The organism is Micromonospora halophytica (assembly GCF_900090245.1).
Classification (GTDB): Bacteria; Actinomycetota; Actinomycetes; order Mycobacteriales; family Micromonosporaceae; genus Micromonospora; species Micromonospora halophytica.
This window is the reverse complement of sequence record NZ_FMDN01000005.1, coordinates 120,866-134,057: the sequence shown is the minus strand read 5'-3', so window position 1 is coordinate 134,057 and position 13,192 is coordinate 120,866. Positions and strand designations below refer to the sequence as shown.

Annotated in this window: 9 protein-coding genes; 7 read left to right on the top strand and 2 right to left on the bottom strand. The window is 73.2% G+C overall.

Features of this window, described 5'->3' with window-relative positions; all coding sequences use genetic code 11:
• The first annotated feature begins 20 nt into the window (after positions 1 to 20).
• The 5 genes from GA0070560_RS09755 (at position 21) to GA0070560_RS09735 (ending at position 8,577) form a co-directional block, all read left to right on the top strand.
• Positions 21 to 1,388 carry an acetyl-CoA carboxylase biotin carboxylase subunit gene (locus tag GA0070560_RS09755; RefSeq protein WP_091293986.1) on the top strand — a complete coding sequence of 456 codons (1,368 nt, stop codon included), beginning with the start codon at positions 21 to 23 and terminating at the stop codon, positions 1,386 to 1,388.
• A gap of 201 nt (positions 1,389 to 1,589) precedes the next feature.
• The gene (locus tag GA0070560_RS09750) at positions 1,590 to 2,501 is read left to right on the top strand and encodes a hydroxymethylglutaryl-CoA lyase (protein ID WP_170839357.1); all 912 of its coding nucleotides are present in this window, start codon (positions 1,590 to 1,592) and stop codon (positions 2,499 to 2,501) included.
• A 362-nt stretch (positions 2,502 to 2,863) separates the two neighbouring features.
• Complete coding sequence (locus GA0070560_RS09745) at positions 2,864 to 4,396, top strand: acyl-CoA carboxylase subunit beta (RefSeq protein ID WP_091293981.1); 1,533 nt, start codon at positions 2,864 to 2,866, stop codon at positions 4,394 to 4,396.
• Positions 4,397 to 4,605: 209 nt separating this feature from the next.
• Positions 4,606 to 5,760 (top strand): acyl-CoA dehydrogenase family protein, encoded by a 1,155-nt coding sequence (locus GA0070560_RS09740; RefSeq protein ID WP_091293978.1) that lies wholly within the window; start codon positions 4,606 to 4,608, stop codon positions 5,758 to 5,760.
• Positions 5,761 to 5,877: 117 nt separating this feature from the next.
• Complete coding sequence (locus tag GA0070560_RS09735; RefSeq protein WP_091293976.1) at positions 5,878 to 8,577, top strand: ATP-binding protein; 2,700 nt, start codon at positions 5,878 to 5,880, stop codon at positions 8,575 to 8,577.
• A 237-nt stretch (positions 8,578 to 8,814) separates the two neighbouring features.
• Here GA0070560_RS09735 and GA0070560_RS09730 read toward each other — a convergent pair whose 3' ends face one another.
• On the bottom strand, positions 8,815 to 9,324 hold the full coding sequence (locus tag GA0070560_RS09730) for a MarR family winged helix-turn-helix transcriptional regulator (protein WP_091293973.1): 510 nt from the start codon (positions 9,322 to 9,324) through the stop codon (positions 8,815 to 8,817).
• A gap of 101 nt (positions 9,325 to 9,425) precedes the next feature.
• Here GA0070560_RS09730 and GA0070560_RS09725 point away from each other — a divergent pair, with 101 nt between their 5' ends.
• On the top strand, positions 9,426 to 10,004 hold the full coding sequence (locus tag GA0070560_RS09725; RefSeq protein WP_091293970.1) for a YceI family protein: 579 nt from the start codon (positions 9,426 to 9,428) through the stop codon (positions 10,002 to 10,004).
• A gap of 236 nt (positions 10,005 to 10,240) precedes the next feature.
• Positions 10,241 to 11,719, top strand: coding sequence for a glutamate-cysteine ligase family protein (locus tag GA0070560_RS09720; RefSeq protein ID WP_091293967.1), 1,479 nt, complete (start codon positions 10,241 to 10,243; stop codon positions 11,717 to 11,719).
• Positions 11,720 to 11,756: 37 nt separating this feature from the next.
• On the opposite strand, the gene GA0070560_RS09715 is transcribed toward GA0070560_RS09720, so the two are convergent.
• Complete coding sequence (locus GA0070560_RS09715; protein ID WP_245675446.1) at positions 11,757 to 13,100, bottom strand: hypothetical protein; 1,344 nt, start codon at positions 13,098 to 13,100, stop codon at positions 11,757 to 11,759.
• Positions 13,101 to 13,192 lie beyond the last annotated feature (92 nt).

Genomic DNA, 13,192 nt, shown 5'->3' with positions numbered 1-13,192 from the left:
CCTGGACGTCGGGAGGAAAAATGATCGAGTCGCTGCTGGTCGCCAACCGGGGCGAGATCGCCCGCCGGATCATCCGTACCGCCAGGCGGCTCGGCATCCGTGCGATCGCGGTGCACTCGGAGGCCGACGCCGGCCTGCCGTTCGTCGCCGAGGCGGACGAGGCCGTCTGCGTCGGTCCGGCCAACCCGGCGCAGAGCTACCGGAACGTGGAGGCGATCCTCGCCGCCGCGAAGTCCACCGGCGCGCAGGCGATCCACCCCGGCTACGGCTTCCTCTCCGAGAATGCGGACTTCGCCCGTACCGTCGAGGCCAGCGGGCTGATCTGGGTCGGGCCCGGCGCGGACGCGATCACCGCGATGGGCGACAAGATCAACGCGCGGAACCTGATGGCGGCGGCCGGGGTCCCGGTCGCGCCCGGCACCACCGACCCGGCGGCCGACCTGGACGCGGCGGTGGCCGCCGCGGCGGAGATCGGTTACCCGGTGATGGTCAAGGCCGCGGCCGGTGGCGGCGGCATGGGCATGGGCGTGGCCAACGACGAGGACGCGTTGCGCACCGAGTACGACAAGGTGCGCTCGTTCGCCGAGCGGATGTTCGGCGACGGCTCGGTGCTGATCGAGCGGTACTTCCCCCGGGTACGCCACGTCGAGGTGCAGATCCTCGGCCTGGCCGACGGTCGGGTGGTGGCGCTCGGTGAGCGGGAGTGCTCGGTGCAGCGGCGCAACCAGAAGCTGGTCGAGGAGTCGCCCTCCCCGGCGGTCTCCCCGGAGCTGCGGGAGCGTTTCCTGGCTGCGGCGGTACGCGCCGGCGAGGCGGTCGGCTACCGCAACGCCGGCACGGTCGAGTGCCTGTTGGTCCCGCGTCAGCGGGACTTCCAGGGTGATGGCCCCGGCTCCGAAGAATTCTTCTTCCTGGAGATGAACACCCGCCTGCAGGTGGAGCACCCGGTGACCGAGCTGGTGTACGGCGTCGACCTGGTCGAGGAGCAGCTGCGGGTGGCCGCCGGCCTCGCGCCGACCTTCGACCCGGACGCGCTCGCCCCGCGCGGGCACGCCATCGAGCTGCGGGTCAACGCCGAGGACCCGAAGCGCTTCCTGCCCGGCCCCGGCGTGATCAAGACCTGGGTGGAGCCGACCGGCGAGGGTGTCCGGGTGGACTCCGGCTACGTCGAGGGCAACACGGTCACCCCGTTCTACGACAGCCTGATGGCCAAGCTCATCGTCAGCGGCGCCACCCGGGCCGAGGCGATCGACCGCGCGAGGACGGCGGTCGCCGCGTTCGAGCTGGCCGGCCCGAAGAACAACCTCCCCTTCTTCGCCGAGCTGCTGGAGAACGCCGAGTTCATCTCGGGCGACTACGACACCGGCATCGTCACCCGCATGCGCTGACCCCCTTCCTCCCCCAACGCCCCGGTGATCATGAAGTTATTGCTGCTGCACGCCGGTGTGGCGGGTGACAACTTGATGATCAACCTAGGTGGGCAGGGGCGGCCGGACCGGGGTGGTGGGTGCGGAGGGGTGGGGTGGGGTGGGAGGGTGGGGTATCCATCGCGTACCACCGTCACAGTGAGGTGACCCCTTATGGCGGAACTGCCGGACTTCGTCTCCATCCGGGAGGTCGGGCCACGGGACGGGCTCCAGAACGAGGAGCCGATCCCCACCGACTCCAAGGTGCGACTGCTCGACGCCCTGTCCCGCACCGGCGTACGGCGGATCGAGGCGGTGTCGTTCGTCCACCCGAAGGCGATCCCGCAGATGGCCGACGCCGACGAGGTGTGGCAGCGGGCCACGAAGGCGGACGGGGTGCGCTACTCGGCCCTGGTGCCCAACACCCGGGGTGCGCAGCGCGCCCTGGCCGCCGGCTTCACCGAGATCGAGGTCGTCGTCTCGGCCAGTGACACCCACAACCGGCGCAACGTCAACCGCTGCACCGAAGAGTCGCTGGACGACATCGCCGAACTGATCGACCTGCTGCACGGCGCGGGAGCCCGGGCCGAGGTGATCGTGGCGACCAGCTTCGGCTGCCCGTACGAGGGGGACGTGGACCCGCTCCGGGTCGCCGGCATCGTCGACCGGGTGGTCCGGGACGGTGCCGACCGGGTGGCGTTCGGCGACACCACCGGCATGGGTACGCCCCGCCGGGTCCGCGAACTGCTCACCGCCGTACGCGACCGCAACGCCCACGTTCCGGTGCTGCTGCACTTCCACAACACCCGGGGCACCGCGCTGGCGAACATGCTCACCGCCCTGGAACTCGGCGTCACCGAGTTCGACGCCAGCGTCGGCGGCCTCGGCGGCTGCCCGTACGCGCCCGGGGCCAGCGGCAACCTGGCCACCGAGGAGGCGGTGCACATGCTGCACGACATGGGGATCGACACCGGCATCGACCTGGACGCCCTGATCGAGGCTGCCGAGTTGGCCGAGGAGTTGACCGGCAAACGCCTGCCCTCCGGGGTCCTGCGTGCCGGACCCCGTACCCGCCTCACGCCCCTGCCCTCCTGACTTCCTGCCGGCCTGGCGCCTCCCGCGCCCGCCTCGCTCGTCCACAGGTGGGAGTGGAGCGTCCGCCACGGCGGCCGGGCTGCGCCGGTCCCTCGGCGGTCCTGCGCATGATCGACTCCATGTCGGCGGTGTGGTGGTGTCCGATCGGCCGGACATCGCCAGTCATGCGACATGGAGTCGATCACGCTCGCTGGATCGGCAACGTCCCACGGGGACGGGCACCGGGGGACGGGCGGCGTGCGCGGATCGACGGGAGGGTGCGGCGGGTCGCCGGGGCAGGGCCGGATGCGCTAGCCTAACGATCGTTCAGGTCAGGCGGGTCTGCTCACGAGGCGGGCGGCGCAGGGGACGAGGGAGTCGGCGTGACGCTCGACGGTGAGGCACTGGAGCAGCTGCGCAAGCGCGCCCGGGCCGGCGGTGCGGACAAGTACCACGCGGCGAACGCCGCCAAGGGAAAGCTCTTCGCCCGGGAGCGGGTCGCGCTCCTGGTGGACGAGGGGTCGTTCGTCGAGGACGGCCTCTACGCCAACGCGATGGCCGAAGGGTTGCCCGCCGACGGTGTGGTCACCGGCACCGCCACCATCGACGGCCGGCAGGTCTGCCTGATGGCGAACGACTCGACGGTCAAGGCCGGCAGTTGGGGCGCGCGTACCGTCGAGAAGATCATTCGGATCATCGAGCGGGCGTACACCACGAGCGTCCCGATGGTCTACCTGGTCGACTCGGCCGGCGCCCGGATCACCGACCAGGTCGAGCTCTTCCCCGGTCGGCGTGGCGCCGGGAAGATCTTCTGGAACCAGGTTCGCGCGTCCGGCTCGATCCCGCAGGTCTGCGCGCTCTTCGGGCCCAGTGCGGCCGGCGGGGCGTACATCCCGGCGTTCTGCGACGTGGTGGCCATGGTGGACGGCAACGCCAGCATGTACCTCGGCTCGGACCGCATGGTCGAGATGGTCACCGGTGAGAAGACCACGCTGGAGGCGATGGGCGGGGCCAAGGTGCACTGCGCCGAGTCCGGCGTCGGGCACTTCCTCTGCAAGACCGAGGCCGACGCGCTCGACGTGGTGAAGCGGTACCTGTCGTACCTGCCGGCGAACTGGACGCAGCAGCCGCCGGCCGTGGAGCCGGTGCCGGCGTCGGAGAAGGTCGAACTGGCCGCGCTGGTGCCGGCCAGCGAGCGGCAGGCGTTCGACATGCGCCGGTACGTCAAGGGCCTGCTCGACGACGGCAGCTTCTTCGAGATCCAGGCGCTCTGGGCCAAGGAGCTGACCATCGGCTTCGGCCGGCTGAACGGCGAGGTCGTCGGTGTGGTCGGCAACAACTCGATGTTCAAGGGTGGGGTGCTCTTCGTCGACTCGGCCGACAAGGCGACCCGGTTCGTGCAGCTCTGCGACGCGTTCAACGTGCCGCTGCTGTTCCTGAGCGACGTGCCCGGGTTCATGGTCGGCAGCGCGGTGGAGAAGCAGGGCATCATCCGGCACGGGGCCAAGATGATCACCGCGATCTCGGAGGCGACCGTGCCGAAGATCTGCGTGGTGGTCCGCAAGGCGTACGGCGCGGGCCTCTACGCGATGGCCGGCCCCGGCTTCGAGCCGGACGCCACGATCGCGCTCCCCACCGCCAAGATCGCGGTGATGGGCGCGGAGGCCGCGGTCAACGCCGTCTACGCCAACAAGATCGCCGCGATCGCCGACGAGGCCGAGCGGGCCGCCTTCGTCGCCGCGAAGCGCGAGGAGTACGAGCGGGACATCGACGTCGTCCGGCTCGCCAGTGAGCTGGTGGTCGACGCGATCGTCGAGCCGCACGAGCTCCGCGCCGAGCTGGTCCGCCGGTTCGCCGCCGCCCGTACCAAGGACCGGCACTTCTCCCGGCGTCGGCACGGCGTCACCCCGGTCTGACCCGCACCGGCGGCCCGGCCACCGCGCCGGCGCCGCCGGTCCCGTGGACCGTGCAGGAGCGCCAGCCGGCACGCAACACCCGAAGCGCAACACCCGAGCAGCAAGAACCCGGCGGCAACGACCGGCAGGCAAGGCCCGGACCGCACCGGCCAGTACGACCCGTCCCGGCGTCACGAGCGCCCGGCGGACCGTCCACACAGGAGGATGAGATGGACTTCCGGCTCAGTGAGGAACAAGAGGCGCTGCGGTCCAGCGTGCGGGAGTTCGCCCGCGAGGTGATCGCCCCGGTGATCGGGGAGCACTACGAGAAGCACACCTTCCCGTACGAGATCATCCGGCAGATGGGCAAGATGGGCCTGTTCGGCCTGCCCTTCGGCGAGGAGCACGGCGGCATGGGCGGCGACTACTTCGCGCTCTGCCTGGCCCTGGAGGAGCTGGCCCGGGTCGACTCCAGCGTGGCGATCACCCTGGAGGCGGCGGTCTCGCTCGGCGCGATGCCCATCTACCGCTTCGGCACCGACGAGCAGAAGGCGCAGTGGCTGCCGAAGCTGCTCAGCGGCGAGGCCCTGGCGGCCTTCGGGCTGACCGAGCCGGGCACCGGCTCCGACGCCGGTGGCACCCAGACCCGGGCGGTGCTGGACGAGACGACGAACGAATGGGTGATCAACGGCTCGAAGGCGTTCATCACCAACTCGGGCACCGACATCACCGCGCTGGTCACCGTCACCGCGGTCACCGGCACCCGGCCGGACGGTGCCAAGGAACTGTCCACCATCATCGTGCCGTCGGGCACCCCCGGCTTCACGGTCGCGCCGGGCTACTCCAAGGTCGGCTGGACCGCCTCGGACACCCACGAGCTGACCTTCGACGACTGCCGGGTGCCGGCGGCCAACCTGCTCGGTGAGCGGGGCCGCGGGTTCGCCCAGTTCCTGCGCATCCTCGACGAGGGCCGGATCGCCATCGCCGCGCTCGCCGTCGGCCTCGCCCAGGGCTGCGTCGACGAGTCGATCAAGTACGCGAAGGAGCGCCACGCGTTCGGCCAGCCGATCGGCAACTACCAGGCGATCCAGTTCAAGATCGCCGACATGGAGATGAAGGCGCACACCGCCCGGCTCGCGTACTACGACGCCGCCGCCCGGATGCTGGCCGGCGAGCCGTTCAAGCGGCAGGCCGCGATCGCCAAGCTGCACGCCAGCACGGTCGCCGTCGACAACGCCCGCGAGGCCACCCAGATCCACGGCGGCTACGGCTTCATGAACGAGTACCCGGTGGCGCGCTTCTGGCGGGACTCCAAGATCCTGGAGATCGGTGAGGGCACCTCCGAGGTGCAGCGGATGATCATCGCCCGCGACCTGGGCGTCTGAGGCGTCGACGGGTCCCCGCCGCACCGACCGGGTGGCGGGGACCCGTCGCATTCCGGGGCGTCGGCGATACGACGTACCGGTGTCCGCCGTCGTATCCCATCCGTACCCTTCCTGCCCATGACTCCGGCTCATGATCACCAGTTGGGCCCGGATGGTCGTACCCCCCTCGGGGAGCTGTTGCGGGGGCACCGGTCGGCCGCCGGTCTCACCCAGGCCGAGCTGGCCCAGCGGGCCGGGATCGGCGTGCGGACGGTCCGCGACCTGGAGCGCGGCCGGGCCAGCCGGCCGCAGCGCAGCACCGTCGAACTGCTCGCCGACGCGCTCGGCCTCGCCGACGGCCCCCGGGCCGCCTTCCTGTCCGCCGCCCGGGGCCGGACCGCAGCCGGAAGCGGGGAGCGCACCGCCGCCGCCTCCGCTTCCGCCGCCACTCCGGGTACGCCGTTCGCGCTCCCGCCCCCGGTCGAGCTGATCGGCCGGGAGCGGGACCGGGCCGACCTCGCCGCGCTGCTCACCGACGAGGCGGGACCACCGGTGGTGAGCCTGGTCGGGCTCGCCGGCGTCGGCAAGACCGCGCTGGCCCTGGCGGTGGCGCACGAGGTGGTCGACGCGCACCCGGGCGGGGTGGCCGGGGTGCTGGTCGGCGAGGGCTCCGACCCGGCCGACGTGCTCGCCGCGGTCGGCGCGGTCCTCGGCGCGTCCCGGCTGCCCGACCTCGCCGTACGGCTGCGGGGCCGTGCGGCGTTGATCCTGGTGGACGCGGTGGAACGCGCGCCGGACCCGGTCGCCGAGGCGTTGCGGCGGCTCACCGACGCGGTGCCCACCCTGCGGGTGCTGGTGACCGGCCGGCACCCGGTGGGCGTACCGGGGGAACTGGTCCGGCCGGTCGCCCCGCTGGACGTTCCCCCGCCCGACGTGGTCGACGCCGCCGAGCTGGCCCGGTACCCGGCGGCGGCGCTCTTCACGGCCCGGCTCGCCCGGGTCCGTCGGGAACCGCCCGACCAGCGGGAACTGCCGGCCCTGGCCGCGCTCGTGCGCCGGCTCGGCGGGCTGCCGCTCGCGATCGAGCTGATGGCCGCCCGGGGTCGGATCCTCGACCTCGGCGAACTGCTCGACCGGTACGGCGACCGCGTCCTCGACCTGGCCAGCGCCGACCTGGGCCGGCGGGGGTGGGAGCCGGCCGGCTCCGCCGTCCGGGCCGCCGTGGCGGTGACCCTGCGGGAGGCCGTGGCGACCAGCTACCGCCTGCTCGCTTGCCCCGAGCGCGCGGCGTTGCGGCGGCTCTCGGTCTTCGCCAACCGGTGGTCGGTGGAGCTGGCCGAGGAACTGCTGGCCGACGGCGGTGGCACCGTCACCGACCCGGTTCCGCTGCTGGACCGGCTGGTCGAGCTGGGCCTGCTCAGCGTCCGTGGCACCGGGCCGTTCCGGTTCCGGCTGCTCGACGCGGTACGCGACTTCGCCGGTGAGCGGGCGGCCGGCCGTGGCGAGCTGACCCCGATCCGCCGCCGGCACGCGGTGGTGGTGACCCGGCTGGTGGTGCGTACCGCACCGGACCTGGTCGGCCCGGAGCTGACCCGGGCGGTACGCCAGTTGGACGAGGTGACCAGCGACATCAGCGCCGCACTGGCCCACGCCGCCAACGACGACCCGCTCACCGCCCTGCGGCTGGCGGCGTCGTTGACCCGCTGGTGGCGGCTGCGCGGCCGGGACGTCACCGGCCGGCAGTGGCTGCGGCGGCTGCTGGCGGATCCGCGTACCGCCGATGCCGACCCGGTGCTGCGGGCGTGGGCGCTGCTCGGGGTGGCCCGGCTGGCCGCCGAGCACGGTGCCGGGGCGCAGGAGTTGCCGGCGGCCCGGGCGGCGCTCGACGCGTTCACCGCGCATGTCGACGTCACCGGTGAGCTGGAGGCGCGTACGGTGCTCTGCGCGCTGCTCATCGCCACCGGCGGGTACGACGAGGCGCGCGACCAGGCGCGGGCGGTGCTCGCCCTGGCCACCCGGCACGGCCGGGTACGCGACATGGCGGTCGCCCAGAACAACCTCACCTGGCACGAGATCCGCCTCGGCGACCTGGCCGGCGCCCGACGCCGACTCGCCAGGGTGGACCGGCTGGCGGCCCAGTGCGGTGAGCGGCGACTGCGCCTGCTGGCCCGGGCCAACCTCGCCGAGGTGGCCCGCCACCAGGGCCGGTACGCCGAGGCGGTGGAGCTGGGCCGGCGGGTGGCCGCGGCGCTGGCCGAGCTCGGCGATCCGGGGCACCGCCGCCGGGTGCTCGGCACGGTGGGGCTGGCGCTCGCCCGGGACGGTCGGGCCGACGAGGCCGCCGAGGTCCTCACCGAACTGTGCGCGGACGCGGGCCGGGCCGACGGTGTGGTGTCCGGGCCGGGACGCTCCGGGCCGGTGGCGGCCGACCGGCCGGCGACGACGCTCGGGGGCCGGGCGGTGTCCGGGCTCGCTGTGTCGGTGACGTCGCCGGCCGTGGCCTCCGCGCCCGGGGGCGTCCCGTCGGGGGGCTCCCCGCCCGGGGTGGCGGCGTCCGCGGTCGTCCGGCCGGAGGAGGGGATCTGCGCCCTGATCGAGGGGACGGTGGCGCTGCACCGGGGTGACCGGGAGTTGGCGGCGGAGTGGTTCGGCGTGGCGGTGGAGGCCGGTGCCGATGGTCAGGACGGGCGGGACGTGGTCGAGGCGCTGGTGGGCCTGGCGGCGAGCACCGGCGACCCGGCCGTCCGGAACCGTCTGGACCGGGCCTGCCGGGAGAGCGGGATCCGGCTCCTGCCGTACGAGGTGGGGCTGCTCCGCGACTCCCGTACGGGCACCTGAGAGCGCTGCGACTTCCGGCGGGCACCTGAGCCGGCGTGTTTTCCGGCGGGCGGGGAGGCGCGAGCGAGGAAGCCCCCTGACACCCCTCGCCGCATCGCTCGCGCCCTGCACCCCCCGGTGCTCCCCCGCGCGAGTCGAAGGTTAGCCAGCCGAGTCGTCCGCTTTGCGCGTCTTCCCGGGGTTGTCCTGACCGGGCGCCGCAGTTCTGCCGGTGGTTCTGCCGGTGGCTCCCGCGACTCAGGCGAGCGGCGAGGGAGGCTCGTCCGACGGGGCCGGGTCGGTGCTGCCGGCGGTCGCGCCCGGGTGGACGGCGTCGCGTACCCGGCGCAGCCCGTCGAGCATCGCCGTGAGGGCCTCCGGTTCGAGTTGGCCGGTGAACCACTGCTCGATGATCCGCAAGTGGCCGGGGAGGGTCTCGTCCAGCCGGCGCAGCCCGGACGGGGTGACCACCGCGTACGAGCTGCGCCGGTCGGACGGGCAGGCCCGCCGGCAGAGCAGTCCGTCGCGTTCCATCCGGTCGACGACCCGGGTGACACCGCTGGTGGAGAGGGAGGTCTGAGCGGCGAGGTCGGTCATCCGCAGCTGGTTGCCGGGCGAGCGGGCGAGACGCATCAGCACCTCGAACTCGACGGCCGAGAGGCCGTGCTCCTCGTACTGCACGGCGAAGCGGGCCGACAGCCCGGCGTGTGCCTCGACGAGCAGGCCGACGGCGGTGATCCGGGGGTCGTCGAACACGTTCTTTTCCACCTGGTCATCCTATCAATGGTTGACACGAGGAATATTGCTGTGGCTATAGTTGCTCGGTCAGTCGTTGGGCTACTAAACATTCTCTCCTGGAGGGCAGCTTCATGACCAGCACCGAGTCGGTTACCCGCGACTGGGAAGGCCTTACCATCCCCACCGCCGGCACCTACCTGCTGGACGCCGCGCACAAGCGGGTCGGCTTCGTGGCGCGGCACATGATGGTCAGCAAGGTGCGTGGCGAGTTCGGCGACGCCTCCGCCACCATCACCGTCGCCGAGGACCCGATGCAGTCCTCGGTCACCGCCACCATCCAGGCGGCCAGCATCGACACCAAGCAGGCCGACCGGGACGCCCACCTGCGCAACCCCGAGTTCCTCGACGTCGAGACCTTCCCGACGCTGGAGTACCGCAGCACCGCCGTGAAGTCCCGCGACGGCAACGATTTCGTCCTGCTCGGTGACCTGACCATCCGGGGCGTCACCCGCCAGGTCGAGCTGGAGGTCGAGTTCGAGGGCGTCGGCCGTACCCCGTTCGGCGCCGACGTCTTCGGATTCACCGCCACCACCGAGATCGACCGGGAGGACTTCGGCCTGACCTGGAACGTGGCCCTGGAGACGGGCGGCGTCCTGGTCGGCAAGAAGATCAAGATCGAGATCGAGGGCGAGGCCGTCCGCCAGGCCTGAGGCACCTCCGCGCGAACGCCCCGCCCCCTCCCGGCCGGGGCGTTCGCCACATCCGGGTGCGAATCGTCACGTGAGGGTGGCAACCTGTACCGGTGCCGACGGGGGCAGGTGGGTAGAGAGGCCCGGAGCGCCGCCGACCCAAGGCTCTGGCCCTGGCGAGATGTCGCTCTTACCGTGGTTGTTCACAACGCGCGGCGGAACGACACGGTTCCGCGCGCCTCGCGCCTGGAGGGCACATGGGTAGAGACGTCGAGCAGGGCGCCTTCTCCCGGGAGGACCGGGTCCGCTATCGGCAGAAGGTCCGGCGCTGCCTGGACGTCTTCGCATTGATGCTGGACGACTTCGGCTTCGACGCGGACCGACCGATGACCGGCCTGGAGATCGAACTCAACCTGATGGACCCGGCGGCCGAGCCGGCGATGCGCAACGAGGAGATCCTGGCCGCCATCGCCGACCCGCTGTTTCAGACCGAGCTGGGCCAGTTCAACCTGGAACTCAACGCCAAGCCCCGACTGATCGAGGGCACCGGCTTCACCGACTACGAGCAGGACCTGCACAGCAGCCTGACCAGGGCCGACGAACGGGCGGCGAAGTCCGATGCCCGGATCGTCCTGGTCGGCATCCTGCCCACCCTCACCGAGCGCCACCTGGTGGCGGACAACCTCTCCACCAACGAGCGCTACCGGGTGCTCAACGACCAGATCGTCGGTGCCCGGGGCGAGGACATCGAACTCGACATCCGGGGCGTCGAACGGCTCCAGACCCACACCGACTCGATCGCCCCGGAGGCCGCCTGCACCAGCCTCCAGTTCCACCTCCAGGTCGCGCCGGACAGCTTCGCCGACTACTGGAACGCCTCCCAGGCCATCGCGGGAGTCCAGGTCGCGGTCGGTGCCAACTCCCCTTTCCTGTACGGGCGACAGCTCTGGGCGGAGACCCGGATCGCCCTGTTCCAGCAGGCCACCGACACCCGCCCCGACGAGCTGAAGGCCCAGGGCGTCCGCCCCCGGGTGTGGTTCGGCGAGCGGTGGATCACCTCGATCTTCGACCTGTTCGAGGAGAACGTCCGCTACTTCCCGCCGCTGCTGCCGATCTGCGAGGACGAGGACCCGGTCGAGGTGCTGCACGCCGGCGGCGTACCGCAGCTGGCCGAGCTGCGACTGCACAACGGCACCGTCTACCGCTGGAACCGCCCGGTCTACGACATCATGGACGGCCGCCCGCACCTGCGGGTGGAGAACCGGGTGCTGCCCGCCGGCCCGACCGTGGTCGACATGCTGGCCAACGCCGCCTTCTACTTCGGCCTGGCCCGAGGGCTCGCCGAGGCGGACCGGCCGATCTGGAGCCAGCTCACCTTCAGCTCCGCCGAGGAGAACTTCCACGCCGCCGCGCGCCGGGGCATGGACGCCGTCCTGCACTGGCCCCGCCTCGGTGACGTACCGGTGACCAGGCTGGTCCTGGACACCCTGCTGCCGACGGCCGCGACCGGCCTGGACCGGTTCGGCGTCGCCCCGGCCGAGCGGGACCGGCTGCTCGGCATCATCGAGCAGCGCTGTCGTACCGGCCGCAACGGCGCGGTGTGGCAGACCGAGGCGGTCTGGGCGGCCGAGCGGCGGCACGGCCTGGACCGGGACGCCGCATTGCACCACATGGCCGGCCGCTACGCGCAGCTTCAGCGCAGCAACGAGCCCGTGCACACCTGGCCGGTCGACTGACCCCGACGCCGTGCCTGATCGGTCGCCGTTGCTCGAGTCAGCGGGCGCGGCGACCGGGCCGAGGCTTCGGGCCGGTGCCGGGGGCCGCCTCGTCTGACTTCGCGGCCGTGGCCGTGCCGCCGGTCGGCGGCACGGCGGCGGAGGCGTCGCCCGTCGACGCCGGGACCGACGGGTCGGCTCCGGCCGGGTCGGGTGCGGTGGTGCGGCCACGCCGGGCCGAGGTGCCGCGCGGCCGGGCGCCGGTGGCCGGGCCGGTCGCCGCCGGCCCGGCGGGCTCGGCCGCCCGGCCCGCCTCGGCCGGTTCCGCGGCGGCGAGCGTCGGGCCCACCGCCGGGCCGGTCGTCGCGGCACCCGTTCCAGGCGTACGGCCGGTGCGTCGGGCACCGGTGAGCGCGGGCGTCTCGGCCCGGGTCGGGTCGTCGGTGGCGTGCTCGTCGTCGGTCGTGGGTTCGCCGGTGCGCTGCCGGGGCACGGTCACCTGCTGCCGGACGGCGGCGCGACGTTCGGCGCGCTGGGCGAGCGCCGCCATCAGCACCGAGCCGGCCGCGCCGACGACCACCGCGTACGGGGCGAAGAGCTGGGCCGACACCTGCGCCGGGGTGATCGAGGCGAGCCGGGGTACGGCGAGGAAGTAGGCCACCGCGACCAGCAGCGGTCCGGCCGCCCCGGAGACGGCCGCGCCGAGGCGACGCTCCGCCACCCGGGCGGTACGCCGTGCGGCCAGCGCGCCGATCACCAGCGCCGAGCCGGCGGCGAGGAGGACCCCCGGCCAGTACACGTAGTCGCGGAGCCAGTAGCCGGGCCGGTCGCCGCTGATCTGCCAGATGCCGAGCTGGGCGGTGGCCAGGCCGCGGCCGGCGAGCACGCCGTCCACCACCGAGACCACGGCGAGCAGCCAGAGCCAGCCGACCGTGGCGACCACGTTGGTCGCGGCGGCCCGCGACGAGAGCGCCCAGAGGGCGGCCAGCAGCCCGAGCAGGACACCGACGGCCGCGTACCCGGCGGCGACGGTCTGCGGGGCGAAGATGTCCGGCACGGTGGCCGCCCGGGCCGGCACGGCGACCAGCAGCACGGTCAACGACGCGCCCACCGCCCCGGCGACTGCCAGCGTCACCCGGCGCAGCGTGCCGCCCGACGGTGCGTCGGCGTCGCCCCGGTCGTCGAGCCGCTGCGCGCAGACGGCGCCGAGCACCCCGGAGACGGCCGCGATCCAGGTCGCCCACGCGAGGCTGGCGAACCACGCCGCCTCGGTACGCGCGGCCTCGGCCGGCGCCCAGTCGATGATGCCCAGCCCGTAGGCGAAGCCCAGTTGTGCCGCGCCCACGCCGGCAGCCACGCCGACCGCGGTGGCGCCCGATGCTCCCCAGCCTCGTCTGGCCATGCGGGGCAGCGTAGCGTCCCCTGGTCGGCCCGGCGAGTCGTGGCGATGCCCGCTCGACGTGCGGTGACGGGTTGGCGGCACCCGGTACGGTC